This is a genomic window from Pedobacter sp. Bi126, assembly GCF_918698245.1.
Lineage (GTDB): Bacteria > Bacteroidota > Bacteroidia > Sphingobacteriales > Sphingobacteriaceae > Pedobacter.
Genome location: NZ_CAKKMS010000002.1, coordinates 1,160,963 through 1,178,549, shown reverse-complemented (window position 1 = coordinate 1,178,549; position 17,587 = coordinate 1,160,963). Strand labels below are relative to the sequence as shown.

General features: G+C 40.4%; 16 protein-coding genes. 3 read left to right on the top strand and 13 right to left on the bottom strand.

Annotation, left to right across the window (positions count from 1 at the left end):
- Positions 1-354 precede the first annotated feature (354 nt).
- From LQ201_RS10040 to LQ201_RS10025, 4 genes are all read right to left on the bottom strand, one after another.
- The gene (locus tag LQ201_RS10040) at positions 355-933 is read right to left on the bottom strand and encodes a PhnA domain-containing protein (RefSeq protein ID WP_230141988.1); all 579 of its coding nucleotides are present in this window, start codon (positions 931-933) and stop codon (positions 355-357) included.
- A 714-nt stretch (positions 934-1,647) separates the two neighbouring features.
- Positions 1,648-1,917 carry a hypothetical protein gene (locus LQ201_RS10035; RefSeq protein WP_230141986.1) on the bottom strand — a complete coding sequence of 90 codons (270 nt, stop codon included), beginning with the start codon at positions 1,915-1,917 and terminating at the stop codon, positions 1,648-1,650.
- A 64-nt stretch (positions 1,918-1,981) separates the two neighbouring features.
- On the bottom strand, positions 1,982-2,899 hold the full coding sequence (gene ctlX / locus LQ201_RS10030; protein WP_230141984.1) for a citrulline utilization hydrolase CtlX: 918 nt from the start codon (positions 2,897-2,899) through the stop codon (positions 1,982-1,984).
- 175 nt (positions 2,900-3,074) lie between these two features.
- Positions 3,075-4,526 carry an arginine deiminase family protein gene (locus LQ201_RS10025; RefSeq protein ID WP_230141982.1) on the bottom strand — a complete coding sequence of 484 codons (1,452 nt, stop codon included), beginning with the start codon at positions 4,524-4,526 and terminating at the stop codon, positions 3,075-3,077.
- Positions 4,527-4,809: 283 nt separating this feature from the next.
- Between LQ201_RS10025 and argS the strand changes: the two genes are divergently transcribed.
- Together argS and LQ201_RS10015 are read left to right on the top strand one after the other, a co-directional pair.
- A complete protein-coding gene (gene argS, locus LQ201_RS10020; RefSeq protein WP_230141981.1) occupies positions 4,810-6,582 on the top strand; it encodes an arginine--tRNA ligase in 1,773 nt (590 codons plus the stop codon).
- Between the two features lie 60 nt (positions 6,583-6,642).
- Positions 6,643-7,416, top strand: a complete 774-nt coding sequence (locus LQ201_RS10015; protein ID WP_230141978.1) for a TSUP family transporter — start codon at positions 6,643-6,645, stop codon at positions 7,414-7,416.
- 19 nt (positions 7,417-7,435) lie between these two features.
- Here the strand turns inward: LQ201_RS10015 and LQ201_RS10010 are convergent, their stop codons facing one another.
- The 4 genes from LQ201_RS10010 to LQ201_RS09995 all read right to left on the bottom strand — a co-directional run bounded on the left by LQ201_RS10010 (position 7,436) and on the right by LQ201_RS09995 (position 10,534).
- Positions 7,436-7,909, bottom strand: a complete 474-nt coding sequence (locus tag LQ201_RS10010) for a hypothetical protein (RefSeq protein WP_230141976.1) — start codon at positions 7,907-7,909, stop codon at positions 7,436-7,438.
- Positions 7,910-7,932: 23 nt separating this feature from the next.
- A complete protein-coding gene (locus tag LQ201_RS10005; RefSeq protein WP_230141975.1) occupies positions 7,933-8,415 on the bottom strand; it encodes a hypothetical protein in 483 nt (160 codons plus the stop codon).
- A gap of 173 nt (positions 8,416-8,588) precedes the next feature.
- The gene (locus LQ201_RS10000; RefSeq protein ID WP_230141974.1) at positions 8,589-9,155 is read right to left on the bottom strand and encodes a hypothetical protein; all 567 of its coding nucleotides are present in this window, start codon (positions 9,153-9,155) and stop codon (positions 8,589-8,591) included.
- Positions 9,156-9,184: 29 nt separating this feature from the next.
- Positions 9,185-10,534 (bottom strand): phosphatase PAP2 family protein, encoded by a 1,350-nt coding sequence (locus tag LQ201_RS09995; RefSeq protein WP_230146634.1) that lies wholly within the window; start codon positions 10,532-10,534, stop codon positions 9,185-9,187.
- Positions 10,535-11,466: 932 nt separating this feature from the next.
- On the opposite strand from LQ201_RS09995, the gene LQ201_RS09990 reads away from it, so the two are divergent.
- Positions 11,467-12,168: a hypothetical protein gene (locus tag LQ201_RS09990; protein WP_230141972.1), complete on the top strand. Its 702-nt coding sequence runs from the start codon at positions 11,467-11,469 to the stop codon at positions 12,166-12,168.
- Positions 12,169-12,287: 119 nt separating this feature from the next.
- On the opposite strand, the gene LQ201_RS09985 is transcribed toward LQ201_RS09990, so the two are convergent.
- The 5 genes from LQ201_RS09985 to LQ201_RS09965 form a co-directional block, all read right to left on the bottom strand.
- Positions 12,288-12,512 (bottom strand): hypothetical protein, encoded by a 225-nt coding sequence (locus LQ201_RS09985; protein ID WP_230141971.1) that lies wholly within the window; start codon positions 12,510-12,512, stop codon positions 12,288-12,290.
- 11 nt (positions 12,513-12,523) lie between these two features.
- Positions 12,524-13,303: a type 1 glutamine amidotransferase domain-containing protein gene (locus tag LQ201_RS09980; RefSeq protein ID WP_230141970.1), complete on the bottom strand. Its 780-nt coding sequence runs from the start codon at positions 13,301-13,303 to the stop codon at positions 12,524-12,526.
- A 13-nt stretch (positions 13,304-13,316) separates the two neighbouring features.
- Complete coding sequence (locus tag LQ201_RS09975) at positions 13,317-13,484, bottom strand: hypothetical protein (RefSeq protein ID WP_230141967.1); 168 nt, start codon at positions 13,482-13,484, stop codon at positions 13,317-13,319.
- Positions 13,485-14,154: 670 nt separating this feature from the next.
- Complete coding sequence (locus tag LQ201_RS09970; RefSeq protein ID WP_230141961.1) at positions 14,155-15,282, bottom strand: lactonase family protein; 1,128 nt, start codon at positions 15,280-15,282, stop codon at positions 14,155-14,157.
- A 406-nt stretch (positions 15,283-15,688) separates the two neighbouring features.
- Positions 15,689-17,215 carry an FKBP-type peptidyl-prolyl cis-trans isomerase gene (locus tag LQ201_RS09965; RefSeq protein ID WP_230141960.1) on the bottom strand — a complete coding sequence of 509 codons (1,527 nt, stop codon included), beginning with the start codon at positions 17,213-17,215 and terminating at the stop codon, positions 15,689-15,691.
- Between the last annotated feature and the right edge of the window lie 372 nt (positions 17,216-17,587).

Here is a 17,587-nt window from a genome sequence, read left to right as displayed (position 1 = left end):
TGCTCTCCACTTTACTCGTTGCACTCGTGTTCGTTCCGATCAGGTTTAAGTTGGCAAGGACCGTGCTGTTATTTGGGGATTGATAGCTAATGCATCTGTCAGATGGATTTTCCGCGTGCTCCGAGCCTCCGTGGCAAAAATATAATGGTTCGTGGAGACACGAACCACGGCGAGGAGAATAATATTTAATAGATATTTTGGAAAGCAAGTTCCTATCATTATAGGTTTGAGTTATTCCTGCTCTCCATTTTACTCGTTGCACTCGTGTTCGTTCCGATCAGGTTTAGTTGGCAAGGACGGTGCTGCTATTTAAGGTTTAATAGCGAGTAGTCTAATCGATCATCAAATAACTTGTTATCCTTTACGGAGGTATTTGGTTAAAATTACAATAGTTTGTCCTTCAACCTTACCTTCAATCTGTTCGATATTGTCATGCACCAATCTGATGTTTTTAACTACAGTACCCAGTTTAGCGCTCAAAGTTGAGCCTTTAACATCTAAAGTTTTAACCAAAACCACGGTATCGCCTTCAAATAAACGCGTGCCGTTGCTGTCCTGATGAAATTCTACTGTTCCGTCTTGCTCGTGGTCGCCGGTTTTTTTAGCCCAGTCCAAAGTTTCATCTTCAAGGTATAAAATATCCAGACTATCTGCTGCCCAGCCTTCATTTCTTAATCTGCTCAACATTCTCCAGGCAACAACCTGTACCGGGGCAAATTCCGACCACATGGTTTCTGTTAATATTTTCCAATGGTTTGGTGCAAGCTGTTCCGTTTTTTCAATCTGATCTAAGCAGGTTTTACAAACAAAAATACTGTTATCGCTATTGGCATTGCTGGTTGGCGGCACTTCGTATACCGATAAATTGGTTTCAGCGGTGCATAATTCGCATTTATTGCCCGAACGGGTCTGTAATTCTTGTGCTAAAGACATCTTGATACTGGATTTTTGGCGAAAGTAATAAAACTAATCGGAATAGATGATTGTAAAAGGGAAGAAGTAAATGTAGATTGTCATTTCGTCGGCATTAGAGCGCGCCAGTTTGCTGATCATTTGGAAAGCAGGTTCCAGTTTTTATAGGTTGGGGTTAGTCCTGCTCTTCACTTTAATCGTTGCACTCGTGTTCATTCCGATCAGGTTTATGTAGCTAGGGGTGGTGGTGCTATTGAGGGGTTAATAGCGAGTGTGCTTACGCGATAGATTTTCCGTGTGCTCCGAGCTTCTGTGGCAAAATAAAAATGGTTCGTGGAGACACGAACCATGGCGAGGAAAGTAATAAAACTATCGGAATCAAGCGGATCGTCATTTCGAACGCAGTGTTTCAAAGGAAGTCCTTTGGAGGAGAAATCTTTTAAATTTTGGTTTGATAGAAACGGAATGTCCCTGATCATTTGGAAAGCAGGTTCCTGTTTTTGTCGGTTCAAGCAGTCCTGCTCTTCATTTTAATCGTTGCACTCGTGTTCATTCCGATCAGGTTTATGTAGCTAGAGGAGTGCTATTTAAGGTTGAATAGCGAGTGCATCTGTCAGATGGGTTTTCCGTGTGCTCCGAACTTCCGTGGCAAAAATAAAAGTGGTTCGTGGAGACACGAACCATGGCGAGGGTAGATAACCACATGGTTGGCGGCTTACCGAACACTAGTTTTTATCAATCTTTTATAATTTCTTTGTTTTTCTCCAGATCGTTTTTAAACTTTTCTGTCCATTCTTTTAAACTCAAAGCCGTTTCCTCTTTTTCGTTATCAAATATTATCCAAGCATTTGCATCTGTTGAAAGCTTAACCAATGTGGAGATGTCATCTTCGGTGATGTAGGATTGTCCATATTTCCTTTCACCATTTATTACCGCATTCCATAGGGCATATTCTAAATTCTGCATCCAACCAGCAGAATAACAATATTCTGAAATTTTACTCATAAATGTTGCTAAATGCAATTCTTTTCTGTTAAATCTGATTCCATTAAAATAGATATGCAATATGTTATTGCTTAACTGGCAAATGTATCTCAGCCAGCATGCATCTTGCACTGCCGCCGCCATTTTTTTCGATCGTGTAAAGTGGAGCATAAATAATTCTGCTATATTCTTCTAATGCTGCAATCTGCTCAGCAGTTAATGATAAAAAGGCCTGTTCCGACATCACCAATAAACTTTCGTTTTCTGCATTGGTAACCTGCAACATATTACCTGCAAATTTATTCATCTGTTCCAGACTGATTTCGATAATTTCTTTTCCACTGCCTTTTAAGCTGATGGTTACATTTAATTTCTCTTCCGGATCTCTAATCGAATCTAGGCAGATAACAGCAAAACGATCGCTAATGCACATCATTACATTGGTATGGTAAATCGGGAAATTTGATCCGTCTACCGCTTGAAAGGCCACTGCTTCATATCCGGTAAGCATACAGAAATTGTTCAGCACTTCTTCATCGGTGCGCACACTTAAGCAGGCATAAGCAATTTTGTTGGTACGGTCTAATACCATGCTTCCAGTGCCTTCTAGAAACGCATGTTGTTGTTCGTAAAAGCTTAAATCGCTGATGTGGTTAACTTCGAAATTTTCTTTCAAGCCATCCAGAATTTCTTTTCTGCGCTCTAACCTGCGATTTTCAGAAAACATTGGATAAAGATATACTGAACCATCTTCGTGAAAAGAGACCCAATTATTCGGGAAAATTGAATCAGGTGTTTCAGGCTGTAAAGTATCGTCTACAACCGTTACATCAACATTATTTTTTCTTAATAAATCAACAAAGGCATCGAATTCTTTTAAGGCTTCTGTTTGTACATTGGTTTCAGTAGATGCAATTTGAAATTTGTTATTTCCGGCCGTTTGCTCATTGAATTTAAAATCAACTGGGCGGATCATGAGGATATGGTTGGTCGTTTGGTTCATTAGTTCAGTAGTTCAATAGTCATTTGTTTATAGTCAAGGTTAATCGGTTAGCTGGCCCTAAACGCCAAGCTCCAAACCAGATATTGTGTTAATTGGTTCATTCGTTCACTGGTTCATTATAAAGTTATTGCTATTTATTATCTGCACCACAACAAATGAACCAATGGCTAATGAACTATTGAACCAAATTATCCCTAAGTATCGGCAAACTCATACAATGGAAGCCACCACGTGCACGTGATAATTCTGCCGAAGGCATTAAAATCAAAGTATCGGTTATGGTTTCGGCATTTACTTTGCCACTTTCTAAATCCTGGATCAAATCTTTCACATCTACCACATTAAAACCGGCAGCTTTAAAGGCTTCAACGGTTTTATCGTTTCTATCGTACCCTAGAACAACGCCTTCTTTAATGGCTAAAAGGTTACAAGAGTCAGTCCATTGCTCACGCGAATCGTAAGGGAACTGATTATTTCCGCTGTAGATGATTTGGGTAGGTTCGGTACTTTTTAAATCGTTCTGGCTAATGTCATTTAATAAAGCTTCTACATGTTCGAAATGTTTCGGCTCTTGTGGATTGGCTTTTGTAAACTGAATAGCTGTGGTAGCCTCCAATTTTTCGGGTTCTTTTAAAAAGTTGATCGGCTCGTAAGGATTATATTTCGGCGAATGGGCAATCGAATTCAAAATTACCCAGGTATTGCGTTTAACCTGTGTAAAAACCGTGTCCAGGTGCATATAATCACGTTTGCTCGGTATTTTTACCACCGTAACTTTTTCTACCACATCCTGATCGAACAATAATTTAATCGCTTCGTTGGCACCATGTTCAGAAGTTCTTTCGCTACAACCGATCAATACGTGGTTAGGACTCACCATCATCACGTCGCCACCTTCTAAAGTGGTGCTGAAAGCAGGTTCATCGCCTGGGCGTAAAAAGTGCATGGTCACATCCGGAATTTCGAGGATATTATTGCGGTAGCCCTCAAATAAAGGATGGTTGAAGAAAATATAACGCATTAAAAGTGTTTCGCGCACACGGGCTTTTTTTGCCGGTTTGTTTAACAGGATATGGTTGTTAATCGTTGTACCCACATCCCTGGTAAAAATTAAATTGGGGATGGGCGCAAAAATCATCATATCGTTGGCCAATGTTCCGGAGATAAAAATCTCTGCCAATTGTTTTGGATCGGTATCCGTTAATTCTAATTGAACTTTATAAGTGCAACCTTCAATCGCACAAACAGCAGCAACCAGTTTTTTACGGATGGATTCGTTCTCCAGCATTTCGCTTAACAGGTTCTGAATCTCAATTACCGATTGAGAATTGTGAAAATCGGGGTGGTTGGGTTTGTAAAAATTACGGTTGGATGCTTCCGAATCTATTTCTGCCAGTTTTCCTTTAATCTTGTCAGGATCAAGAAAATACATCAACAATTTAATATAATAATCGTATTCGCCTTTACGGATGGTATCTAAATGTACAATATCTTCGAAAAGCCAATCTTGTGCCTTAGAGGGTACTACTTTGCCTAATCCACTATCAGGACTATGTATTAATAATTTACGCAATCTGCCGATTTCGGTGTTTACGCTCACTTTAAAATTGGGGTTCTGCTCGCTCATAAAAAAGTTAGTTATTGCAAATCTATTAGAAAAATTCAGATATGAGAATTGAGATGATAGATTTGAGATAGACCAATACGGAGATAGGTTTATTTATTGCACAGAACCAACTCCCTTAAACCTTATTGAAGCGACAGCTCCCGATTCCTTCAATCGGGACTATAGCGGAAAGAAGGACTATCGGAACCGACTGGCACTACTTAGCTTTCCAAACCCTTTAAAAGCTCGAAAACCTTCCGCCTTAAACCTTTCACCTTCCACCTTTTTTACATATTTTTGGCACATGAATTTTATTATTGCCGAAACACAGAAAGCCATTTTTGAACTTTATAAGGAAGAAGTAGCCGAAAGTGTAATCAACATACAAGAAACACGTAAAGAATTTGAAGGACAGGCAACAATTGTTGTTTTTCCGATTACCAAAATCTCGAAGAAATCGCCTGAACAAACTGCCGCTGAGATTGGGGAATATTTGGTTGCCAACGTAACCGATATTACTAAATTTAATGTGGTTAAAGGCTTTTTGAACTTAAGCATTGCCGAAAGTTATTTCTTAAAACAATTTAACGAAGAAATTTTATCGCCTGATTTTGGCGTGTATGCATCGAACGGTAAAAAGGTAATGGTAGAATATTCGTCGCCAAATACCAATAAACCGCTTCACCTGGGGCACGTGCGTAATAACCTGTTGGGTTACTCGGTTTCTGAGCTGCTTAAAGCTTACGGTTACGATGTGGTGAAAGTAAACCTGGTTAACGACCGTGGGATCCATATCTGTAAATCGATGCTGGCCTGGCAAAAGTGGGGTAATGGCGAAACACCCGAAAGTACTGGCTTAAAGGGCGATCATTTGGTTGGAAAATACTACGTAATTTTTGATAAAGAGTATAAAAAAGAAATTGATGCTTTAAAAGCTGAGGGACAAACAGAAGAAGAAGCCAAGAAAAATGCACCATTAATTAAAGAAGCGCAACAAATGCTTTTGAAATGGGAGCAAGGGGATGAGGAGGTAGTTTCGCTTTGGAAAACCATGAACGAGTGGGTTTACGCTGGTTTTAACGTAACGTATAAAAACCTCGGCGTAGATTTTGATAAATTCTATTACGAAAGCAATACTTACCTGTTAGGAAAAGGTACGGTTGATGAAGGTTTGGCCAAAGGTGTTTTCTTTAAAAAGGAAGATGGTTCGGTATGGATCGATTTAACTGCCGATGGTTTAGACCAGAAATTGGTTTTACGTGCTGATGGAACTTCGGTTTACATTACACAGGATTTAGGTACTGCCGAAATGAAACACGATGATTTCAATATGGATGAGTCGATTTATGTGGTAGGAAATGAGCAGGATTACCATTTCAAAGTGTTATTCTTGATTTTAGAAAAGCTGGGCAAAAGCTGGGCAAAAGGTTTATACCATTTATCGTATGGAATGGTCGATCTGCCAAACGGTAAGATGAAAAGCCGCGAGGGAACTGTTGTAGATGCCGACGAGTTGATTGAGAGCATGGTAACTACCGCTCGCGAAAAAACAGAAGAATTGGGTAAAACCAACGATTTTAGTGAAGCAGATAAAGAAGAACTGTATAAAAATATAGGTTTAGGCGCTTTAAAATATTTCCTTCTAAAAGTAGAACCTAAGAAACGTTTGTTGTTTAATCCTGCTGAAAGTATTGATTTTCAAGGGAATACGGGTCCATTTATCCAATACACACACGCGCGGATTAAATCGCTGTTGAGCAAGTCTGATTATCAGTTTGCAGTTGGCAGTGAGCAATTTTCAGGAATATCGGATGTAGAATTGGAAATGATTCTGCAATTGGCAAAATATCCTGCAGAGATTGCTATTGCCGCTAAGGCCTACAGCCCGGCAAGTTTGGCCAACTATTTATACGAACTGGCTAAGCTGTTCAACAAGTTTTACCACGAGGTACCGCCAATTGTAAAAACAGAAGAAGGTGAAGTTAAGCAGTTCCGTTTAAATCTGAGTAAAAAAACGGCCGATATCATTCATTCCGGAATGTTGATTTTAGGCATTACTTCGCCAGAGCGGATGTAGATGCTGTTGGCTGAGGCCAGCGGTAATGAATTCGGAAGAATTGATTTAAAAATTTAATTAGTGGTTAACGAACTGATTTTACTTTGCCTGGTGGCTTTTGCTGCTGGTTTTATAGATGCTATTGTAGGTGGCGGCGGTTTATTACAAACTCCCGCCATTTTACTTATTTTGCCCCATTATCCTGTAGCCACGCTTTTAGGTACTACCAAAATCCCATCAATGGCGGGTACAACGCTGGCTGCTTTCAAATATTCGAAACAGGTTCGTTTTAATTACAAAGTGCTTGCTGCCTGTGTGCTTACTGCGTTTTTAGCGGCATTGCTGGGCGCGTTTTTGGTAAGCAGGATAGATAATTCTGTCATCAAGCCTGTAATCCTCGTTGTGCTTATTTTAGTTGCACTTTACACCTACTTTAATAAACAATTTGGTATCCACCAGGAGAAAGACCATTCACTTAAGCAACAGGTTTTAATGGCTGCTTTGTTTGGGGTATTAATTGGTTTTTATGATGGTTTGATCGGTCCAGGAACAGGCTCTTTTCTGATTTTGGTTTTTATTGCTGTACTGGGTTTCGATTTTATTGGAGCCAGTGCCCATGCCAAAATCGTGAACATGGCCACTAATCTGGCAGCAATAATTTATTTCAGCTCCACGGGGCATATCCTGTTCCAATACGCCATACCAATGGCACTGTTTAACTTAACCGGTGCTTTTTTCGGTACAAAACTCGCCTTGCTTAAAGGAAATAAATTTGTCCGTGTATTTTTTCTGATCGTTGTTTTCGGAACAATTCTACGCTTTGCTTATGATATTCTGAAAGCGTATGTCTTATAAATGTTTTTAGCTATTTATTCTACTTCTTTGCTATAGCCTTGTCAATCTCAGATTTCATTTTTTCAACCTCTGTTTTGGTTAACTTTCCTGATGAAAATGACATCCTGCCTGAAGTTATTTTGTTTAATAAACCAGCTACAAATAATGGCTCGCCATTGATCACCAATGCAATGTTGGTTGTCCTATCGAAATTAGGAGAAAAGTTAGCCAACGCCGAGGTTCCAAAAGCATCCAATGATGAAGACAATTCATATCTCACCTTTGCTAAGTTGTCAACCCTGTTTACTTCGGTAGACTTTACATGCCTGATGGGGATTAGAGATGTTTTGTCGAGATAAAAAAAGACTTTTTGATATTTATCATAGACTTTAATCCCATCATTTGCGGTTAAATAATAACCGTCTGCTAATTTTAAAGAAGTAGTCTGAGCTTGTAGCGGATTTAAAAATCCACCAATATATACGGCAATTATCAAGGAACAGATAAGTTTCATTTGTAAGAAATAAGTTAAAGTTATCAATTATTTAGTTGGCCTCTTACCGTCAGTATTTTACGGTACTTATCGATTCTTCTTTTGTTCTGCTGTTGTAACAATGTGGGGTAAAGGTTCATCAGTATATTCACGATTAGCATGACCAGGGCAAATAAATAGTAGCCTTGACCTACTTTTACCAAAACAAAACCCATCACAAAAACAAATCCGATGAGGTGGCTGATTTCGGCAATTGTCATTTCATTGCGCAGGTCGGGTAATTCTGATATTATTATCTTTTTTTTAAGGGACAGTTTGGGATTGAAATATTTAAACAGTGAATGAATAATAATCCATTTGAATATTCCTATCCCGATATACCTATTCAGGTTTTCATCAGTAATGAAATTAAGCTTGGTGAGGTATTGTTTATAAAATGGTGTCTTGATTAACCCTGCATTCACAACCATGCCAACTATCCATGATATAACAGAAATGGCAAAGCTAAAAGTGATATATTTTATCATTGTTTTTTAACGTGGAGCGAAAATATTTAAAATATAAAAGTAGGAGATTAATTGATACTTTAAGTTGTAAAAAACATTTATGAAGACATTTCCCATCCTTTGCGACTAAGGTGCAATTATGTTGAGACTTCTTATTGCAGTTTGTACCCCCTTAAACAGGATGAAAATCCAGGTTAACCGTTCATGTAATAATTTAAGATCCAGTAGATCTGAAAAACAATAAATGCGGATACAGTAATCATTTGCACCCATTTATTGTCTGTTCTTGCCGCAATCAGACAGGCGGTAATGTGGATAATTTCCCTGATGGGGTACACCTTTAACATCTCCATGTGGTAACCCGGACCTTTAAGATAAGTATCGAAAGCATCAAACAAAAATAGTATTGCCAGGATATAGAAAAACCATTTCTTCCGGGATAAGAAATAGGACCTGAAATCTTTATAGTCTTTCATGTCTTCGGGAAAAAGTAAAGCCGCCAGGGTATAATAAGTGATTACATAGATCACTAAAAAGAGATAAATCAAAAAATCCCAATGTTTTATCTCAGTTAAATGAACTTCAAACCACCAGAAATATACTGTACTCAAAAACATGTAAAAAGCCCACAGGAGATGAACGGTGTATACTTTGAACCGGTCAGGGTGCTCAATAATTTTTACTACGCCCTTTAATGAGTGTGTTATACTCAGCCCTAAGATAATGCCTAGAACAGTTTTAATGTGGGTAAAGGTTTCCATGGAGATAGATTAATGAGGTTACTTATACTTTACCAGAGGTAGGCGGTAAGCCCGATACCCAATATCAGGTTGTCAAATTTAACTTTTTCCGATCCGTAATCTTTAAAAGCATAGCTGCCATCTGTATTGATCTGGTCTATAATATCAAGTTTAAAGTCGTTGTCTGAATTAAAATAGTTAACATAGGCTTTAATGCCCACATTTCTTTTGATCTGCTTCTGGATTCCTGCACCTGCCGACCAGCTGAATGAACTTTCAGGTTTGTAGCGGTAATAAGGCAATTCTTTTGATCCAAAAACCTCCTGGAAATCTTCCTTTAAATTCAGGATAATTTCTCCCTTGGCACCAACAGCAGTACCAGCACCAAATTTTCCTGTTATAAACCAGTTCCGGGCAAGTGGGATGCTAAAATAAGGTCCGGCATGGATGTAACGGATTCCCATAGGCTGGGTAAAATGGCCGTCGCTAACCGTAGGTATGTCTACATCATTAAATTTTAGGTTGTTATCGTTTATAGGAAAACTTGTAAAAGCAAACTCCCCACCAATCCCGAAATTGCGGCTAAAAAACCATGCCCCTTCTAAACCGAAGTTAAACCCTCCTCTGGCAAAAAGATCTTCAGATTTTGCTGTCAGGTCTTTACTGATGGCCCGGGCATAGCCTAATTTCAATTCCATAAAACTGGGTTTAAGATGTACAGGTACCGGATTGTTGGTTAATTTTATATGTTCTCCCTTATCTTTAAAAATCTTATCTGCCACAATATAACCAAGTTCGGTCGAAAGAATACCAATTCCTGCACCCGCAAGAACATCAGAAATCCAGTGGCGGTTGTTCAGCTCTCTGCCTACCGCTGTTGCAGTAGCAGCTGTGTACGCGCCTACGCTATAGAGCGGGGAGCGGTATTGTCCATATTCTTTATGCAAAAATGTGGCGTTCATAAAAGAATTGGCTGTATGACCGGAAGGAAAAGAATTTCTTGAGCTTCCATCAGGACGCTCAACCTTAGCGGTATATTTAACTGTGTTTACAACAGAGGCCATGATCACTGCGGAAAAAGCGTAGGACACCAGAGCTCTGCCCATCTTATTTTTTCCTTTTACTCCAACCGCATTTAGTCCGAAAACAGTGGCTACCGGTGCGTATTGCAGGTAATCATCATAGTGGTACCGGAAGGTAGGAAGGTATCGGTTCCTGAAACTACGTACATCTTTCCTGATTCCCCATGTGGCCGCACTTCCTGCAAGCAAAAGTGCTGGTACCGCAGCAATCCTCGTCGGTTTGGAATTCCAGAAGTTATTTTTAATGATAACCGAGTCCAATACCTCGATATTTTGTGCGTGCAGGTTTTGGAAAATAAAAAGGATATTGAGGAACATAATCCAAAAAATAGTTCCCGCCTTTGTTAGGTGAAAGTTTCTTGATTGCATCTTAATTTATCTGATTATTAAAGATAAAATTTTTTTATTACGCTTTTGATTAATGAGTGGCTTTTATATGGATTGCTAGTGGGCATGTCTACTTACTGAAATGGCCTAAAATATGAAAAACACAAGTATCAAATTGCGTTGTTAGATCAGTACAAAGTTCCACAGGAGGGATGATTCATTTAGGATAATCCCATACATATCATATTTTCTAACCGATTTTAGCCGCTTCAGCATATTGTTTTAACAGCCCCAGTAACCGGAGAGCCACCGGAAAGGGCCGTTTTTGATTACCCCTGCTTTACCTGTTCTTTACCCTTTGTTGCTACTAGGTTAACCCCAACCTTACCCCAGGGTTACCTTTTCTCTACCTAAAAGGTAAAGCCAGCGCCTGTTTTCGCAGAATGGCGCCACCGCCTACTGTTATGCTGCCCTTAAGCAGGCAGCCACCCAATGTCATCATGTTAAAGTTTTTTTAACCACAGATGCACACAGATAAACACAGATTTTTATATCTGTGTGCATCCTTTCTATCTGTGGTTAAATTGTTTTTCGCGCCGGTGAGTTTAACTTAATGATATTTGGCCGCCATAACTGCCTGGATCCCTTGCAAAGCCGCCTACAACTGTAACGGCTCATTTTACTCAAAAACGGTCTTAATTAGCTCAATTTAGCTCATTTGAGCTCAAAATAGGACACCAATGCTGCTAAGCCGCTAGGTTTGAACATGGATTTAAACAAAAAACCAAAATTATGGTAGTGTATTCAAAAAAATATAACCGTATCAGTCAGGTTCCTTCAGCTACAGCCATTTCTTTAGTTGGTCATCGCAGCGGATATATCAGCTTTTATTGGTTTGGGCACATTATTTTTTCTTATTTTAGATGGATCAGAATACTGAGACTATTTTCCATATGACTAAAAAGCTGTTATTTATTTTGGTGTTAAGCGTAGTGTTTAGTTTGAAATCTAAAGCACAGCACAGATCAATAAAGCCATCTGATGTAGTTCCGTTTCAGGTAACTGTCGAAAAATCTATCTATAAAGGTAAAAATGCCCTAGCCCTGCAAATAAAAGGGGAGGCCAATGGAGACAATACACTTGCAATTTTGAAGGATATTGAATTTAATAACGGCGTAATTGAAGCTACAATTAGTGGGCAAACGCTTGCAAGCGCCGGAGAAACAGCCCGTGGCTTTGTAGGTATTGCGTTCAGGGCGGCTTTAGACGCTTCTAAAATGGAGGTTTTTTATTTACGTCCTACCAATGGTCGGACAAATGATCAATTGCGCAGAAACCACGCTAGCCAGTATATTTCTATTCCGGGATATCCCTGGGAAAAATTAAGAAAGGAAACACCAGGGCAGTATGAAGCGTATGTAGATATTTTGCCTGCGGAGTGGATCAAAATAAAAATTGTAGTAAAGGATGAAACTGCCAGGCTGTATGTTAACGGTGCTGCTCAGCCTACTTTGATTGTAAATGACTTAAAACAAGGTAAAGATCTTCGGGGAAATATTGGGTTATGGATAGGCCCGGGCACATTGGGCCACTTTACTGATGTTAAAGTAACTAAAGAAGATTGATAATTGGTATATAAATCCTACCATAACTGACTTGCAAATACGGCGATTGCCGGCAGCGGCCAATACCTTTACCAATCTATTGAATACATCATGAGCGCTGATATGTTTTGCTTCACCTGTTAACTTCCCGTCTCCGCATCTTCGCGGATGTCTTTAGGATCGTCATTTTCGAGGGTAGCCGTAAGGTCTGTAGCCTCAGAACCTTCATTTTGACCAACCGGACCATCCGAAGGTAGCGATGTGTTTTGGTTTATACCGGTGGCTGTTTCGTCTTTTTCAGGTAAACCCATGTTCTTGCGGTTTTCATCTTCGCCTGGGTTGATCTGTTTGTTCTCCTGTGTCATATGATTTGCGATTAAGGTTTGAGATCACCGGGTTTTTCATCCAGGTATTTTTCCGCACTTTCCTGCCATTGCTGTCCCTCATCGTTGTGACCGTTGTTCTGCAATGGCTCAGATGCTAAGAATTCAATGAGGGCTTTCGCAGTGGGCCCCGCAGAAAGTGGATTTTGCCCTGTGATAAACAATCCGTCTGTTTCTACATGGGAAAGGAAGGGCAGTAAGGCTGTTTTAACTTCAGCTCCAAGTTCTTTCAAACGTGTTTGAAGCTCATAGGGAACATTTCCGCTACGGCCTACCAACGTTTCTTCTGCATTGCTGAAAGCGGAGAGAACCTTTCCTTTAAGTAGGCCCGGTCTTTGTCTTTCCGCGCTGATGAGTGCTGCAGGACCATGGCAAACTGCTGCAACAGGTTTTCCTGCATCGAGGAAATCCAGTATCAGAAGGCCGCTGTTATTATCTACCGCCAAATCCCATATCGGTCCATGTCCACCGGGATAAAATACGGCATCGAAGTCAGTATGCGTGATCTGATCCAGAACAGTGGTCTGGCTAAAGTCAGCCTTTGCCTGCTCATCATCCTGAAATCTGCGGTTGGAGCCGGTAAGGTGTTCGGTCAGTTCGCTCATCGGGTCAACCGGCGGCCTGCCGCCTTTGGGGCTTGCCAAAGTAACTGTATAACCTGCGTCAATGAATTCGTAATAGGGATCAGTGAATTCACCCAGCCACACGCCGGTTTTGCTTTCTGTATTTTCCATCGAACTGTGGGAGGTCAATACCATTAGAATCTTTTTCATATCTTTTTATTTTTTATTTGATATCATCTGGACCAACTTCATTGCCTTCCTCGTCAACTTGTTGGTGTTCGTTCCAATTGGTGTTTTCGCTCGCGCTGTTTTCGTTACCGGATGATTGCTCCCGGGCCGCATCCTCACGCCCTTCTTGTTCGTGCTCATTTTTTTCTTTAGGGTCTTTCATGATATTCTTTTTTTATGTTTAGATGATAACAAAGTTGGCACTAAAATGGTTCGAAAAATTATGTATATATATGGACGTAAGCGCATCTCGGAGTCATGGGCGGATACAGCCCAATGTAATTAAGTTTAGAGGAAACAAAAAAGACATTGTCATCCTGTGCGTATTGATGGACAAACGTTTTCTGTTTTCGACAATTAAAAGGCCTTTACTTCGATTAGCTTAGTACGGGCTGGCTCAGACTCACACAATTCTGCCTAACTTAATGACATTGCGTATCGAGTATCTTGCTAGCTGATTGGTCTTTCCGAAACATGCACTTAAGTCTTCTCCCAATAATCATGATCATTCGATTAAATTTTGACGGGACTGATTTCACATTTGCTGTATTCAATATTGGTAGTTTTCCGGTTGCTTTTTAACAAATTAAACATCAAAGGTGATTTGATCAATGTAGTTTTTTTAAAATATCACCTGCTCGGGCCGTGGATGGATCACGAAAATCCGATGCTGTGTTTTGATAGGGCGGGGCAAGGCTGTAAGATAAGCTTTAGGGAGGTTGGGGAGCTTGACGACGGTTGGGTAGTTTAGATGGTAGAGGGGGTTTGGTGGAGGGATACGAGGAGCTTAGCAGGGGAAGAGTTTGTTTTTTTATTAATGCCGAAAATAGGCCTTAATAATAAGATTTCATGATTAAGCACGATGGGCCCTTTATCAAAATCTCGTTTGAGGTTTTTGTCAACAATCCAGTTCTGGTATCACGCCGGAATACAGTAATATTCCCAGAATATTCATTAGCAACCAGCAGAAACTTTCCGGAGGGATCAATTGCGAAATTCCTTGGATGATCCCCTTCCGTTGGTTGGTAGCCAACTGGTGTTAGCTTTCCGGATTTATTATTTACCCGAAATATCGCGATGTTATTTTCTTCGCCTCTATTGGATGCATATAAAAACAGACCATCTGGAGAGAGATGGATATCTGCACTACTGTAAAATTGATGCAATTTTCTATGTAAGTCGATCTCTTGAATGGAGTCCAGTCGGCTACCATTTAAGGAATAAACTGTGACTGCACCTGAAAGTTCCGACAAACAATAAGCAAATTTTCCTCCTGGATGAAAGGCCATGTGTCGAGGACCACTTCCGGGAACGGTTCGTGTAAATGACTCCTGGCTTAACGGCATTTTTTTCGACTCATCAAAATGGAAATCCCGGATTTTGTCCGCACCTAAATCGGGCAGGTAAATAACTTGCCCATCAGGAGAAAAGTTGACCGAGTGAATATGCGCGGATTTTTGCTGTGGCTTTACGCTACTATCCTGGAAGAGGAAGATTTGAGCCGATTTGTCGATCTCGCCATTCTTTCTTATAGGAAACGCAGCTACACCACCTCCGGTATAGCTGCCGCTGAGCAACCAGCGCTCTGTTTTATCAAGCGCTACATGAACTGGATTTGCGGCTCCCGTGGGTTGCTGGCTGATTAGTGTGAGCTGTCTGTTGAATTTAAAACTGCTGACGCTTCCTTTTTCTCCTGCCCTGGAATCTGTGCATGCAAAAAGGTATTTCCCATCGTTGGACAGCGTTAGAAAGGAGGGATTAAGTACACCTGAATAGTCGGTCATTTTCGACAGTTTACCAGTAGTGTTTTCAAAGCTGTAAACGTAGATTCCCGGAAGCGTTTTGTCCAGGTTATAGGATCCGATGAAAAGAACTGTTTGCTGTCCTTTCGAGCTAAAGCAGCAAAAAATAAGGTATAGAATTAAAAAATATTTACGCATGGTCAAATTAACTGTTGCCAAAATTACTATTCTGAAGTAGATTCCAGCATGAATTGTGTTTTAAATAGTGTGATAGGCGTTCCTTTTTTCCACCTGTAAGATCGGTCAAATCAATATTTATAGTATCACCATTCCCCTAAAGCTTTCACTGATTCCGAGTGATGGATTGCCGGAAGTCATTTAATATAATTCAGCATCAATTACTTTAGGACTAGTCATGGAGACAGATATCGTTGTTATTTTGCAAATGCCGGGGTTCCCGCGCCGAACAGAATTTTCATTCTAGCGTAAAAAACACTTCGCTTTTATTTCCAGACATTCTCTGCTGATATCGGTACAACATCAGACACCTAAAGATATTTTCTATCATTATTTAATCAGTTAGTAGAAAAGAGGCCAAATTAAATGGTTATCCACTGCCATAGTATTACTTGATTATTTCCAATAATTCCACTTCAAAAATAAGAATTGAACCAGCAGGGGCATTGGTTTTAAATGAGCCAAAGCCCAGGTTGTATGGAAAGGTAAGTTTATATTTACTTCCCACATTCATTAGTAAGGCGCCTTCGGCAAGTCCTGGAAGTGCATCTTTAATAAACATGGTATTGGTTCTGGTACTTTCACTGGAGTCTTGAATCTGGTTACCGATAATGGTTGTTCTCCGGAAATTGAATTTTATCTGGTCTGCCCGTTCCGGTTTTTGGCCTGTACCTACTTTCTGTACTTCATACTGCAAACCGCTTGCGGTGGTAATCACACCAGGTTTTTTCTTATTGTCGGCCAGAAATTTGTTAGCCTGCTCCTGTGGCGTGGGGGGAGCGGGAGGAGAAGGTGGGGTATATACAGTTTTTTCTACTGCGGGAGTAGATGCCTTTAATGTTTTTGGTATTGTGGAACTTGCCATACCTTGTTTTACCAATACGACGCAGTTGGCTATTGCCCAGTCGTCCTGTCCTTTTGCAAGTTCAACTTTCTCACTGTTTTTCCAAAAAGCGTACCCCCCTGCAACATATACATCACCGTTTGATACCGCTATTGTACAGAAAGGAGAATCCTGGCGAACTTCTCCGAGTATGAAGGGTTGCCCGTTTTTCCAATAGGTTGCCCGGCCTCCCTCGTTACCCGCAATATAGATGTCGTTACCCTCCACTGCCACAGCAGTAGCCGCTGCATAATCCGTATATGGATCTTTAGCATTGGTAAGTTCTACATGCTGTCCATTTTTCCAATAGGTGGCCTGTTGCTTGGAGGATGTTCCCATGATATAAATGTCGGGGCCAATAATGCTGATACCGAGTATCCTGTAAAATGCGCTATTGCGCGCCTCGGTTCGCTGTCCATTTTTCCAATAGGCAGCTTTAGGTCCATTATTTGTGCCCATCGGATCTCCTGCACCTACCGCGTAGACATCATCGTGGGCGACCGCTACGCCTATAGCTCCCCCATGATAATTCCCGGTAGGCAGCTCTACCGGCTCGCCATTTTTCCAATATCTGGCAATATCATATATCTGTCTCCGGTAATCACGTTCATAGCCTGCAACGTATACATCATTGCCCGATACCGTCATTCCAGAAGAGCGGCCATAATTCCCGGGAGTATTGGTAAGAGAGATCATTTGTCCGTTTTTCCAATATACAGCCTGACCGTGAACCGTTCCTGCGGCATACACATTATTGCCAACTACAGCCATGGCCCTAACTTCAGCATCCGTTTGGCCATCGGTTAACGGCACAGACACTCCGTTTTTCCAATATAGCGCGGTGTGCTTACGTGTTTTTTCATTATAGGTGGCACCACCGACATATATATCTAACTTTTTTGCTGGTGTATTGCTTACAGGCTGTTTTTTTTGAACACCTGTTTTCCGTGGTTGCTGAGCTTGAGTGCTGAGCGTGAACAACGTCAATAGCAATGTCCATTTTCCTAGATACAGTAAAAGTTCTGTTTTCATCGCGTTTTAGATTTATACTAAGGTATCGGCGAAAGGGTTTTGATCCCTTTACCTGATTGTGTTTGTTGTAGTTGATTTATGGATGTTTATTCCTTTTTTTATTTTATTCTGAGTTAATCGAGGCAGATGAGGGGCTCTTAAGTATGAACAATATAGGCAATTTTCATCAGAAAAATATGCCAGCTAAATACGGATATGTTACCGGAATTTTAATGATTTACTGAAAGTTTTATAAGCGTATTATAGTAATGTACCGAAGCCCGTAAAATGCTTGTTAAACGGTTCTTATTTATATGGTAAAGCATAGGCTTAGTCGGGCAAACAGTCCCGTTGATTTTTTTAACCGGCTTGGCTTTTACTGTTGCGCATTCT

Excerpts from the sequence above, each read along its gene's own strand:
- LQ201_RS10035 (WP_230141986.1), bottom strand. The coding sequence starts at position 1,917 with ATGAGTAAAATTTCAGAATATTGTTATTCTGCTGGTTGGATGCAGAAT.
- LQ201_RS09980 (WP_230141970.1), bottom strand. The coding sequence starts at position 13,303 with ATGAAAAAGATTCTAATGGTATTGACCTCCCACAGTTCGATGGAAAAT.
- LQ201_RS10040 (WP_230141988.1), bottom strand. The coding sequence starts at position 933 with ATGTCTTTAGCACAAGAATTACAGACCCGTTCGGGCAATAAATGCGAA.
- LQ201_RS09965 (WP_230141960.1), bottom strand. The coding sequence starts at position 17,215 with ATGAAAACAGAACTTTTACTGTATCTAGGAAAATGGACATTGCTATTG.
- LQ201_RS10010 (WP_230141976.1), bottom strand. The coding sequence starts at position 7,909 with ATGAAACTTATCTGTTCCTTGATAATTGCCGTATATATTGGTGGATTT.
- argS (WP_230141981.1), top strand. The coding sequence starts at position 4,810 with ATGAATTTTATTATTGCCGAAACACAGAAAGCCATTTTTGAACTTTAT.
- ctlX (WP_230141984.1), bottom strand. The coding sequence starts at position 2,899 with ATGAACCAAACGACCAACCATATCCTCATGATCCGCCCAGTTGATTTT.
- LQ201_RS09985 (WP_230141971.1), bottom strand. The coding sequence starts at position 12,512 with ATGACACAGGAGAACAAACAGATCAACCCAGGCGAAGATGAAAACCGC.
- LQ201_RS09975 (WP_230141967.1), bottom strand. The coding sequence starts at position 13,484 with ATGAAAGACCCTAAAGAAAAAAATGAGCACGAACAAGAAGGGCGTGAG.
- LQ201_RS10000 (WP_230141974.1), bottom strand. The coding sequence starts at position 9,155 with ATGGAAACCTTTACCCACATTAAAACTGTTCTAGGCATTATCTTAGGG.
- LQ201_RS10025 (WP_230141982.1), bottom strand. The coding sequence starts at position 4,526 with ATGAGCGAGCAGAACCCCAATTTTAAAGTGAGCGTAAACACCGAAATC.
- LQ201_RS09990 (WP_230141972.1), top strand. The coding sequence starts at position 11,467 with ATGGATCAGAATACTGAGACTATTTTCCATATGACTAAAAAGCTGTTA.
- LQ201_RS10005 (WP_230141975.1), bottom strand. The coding sequence starts at position 8,415 with ATGATAAAATATATCACTTTTAGCTTTGCCATTTCTGTTATATCATGG.
- LQ201_RS09995 (WP_230146634.1), bottom strand. The coding sequence starts at position 10,534 with ATGTTCCTCAATATCCTTTTTATTTTCCAAAACCTGCACGCACAAAAT.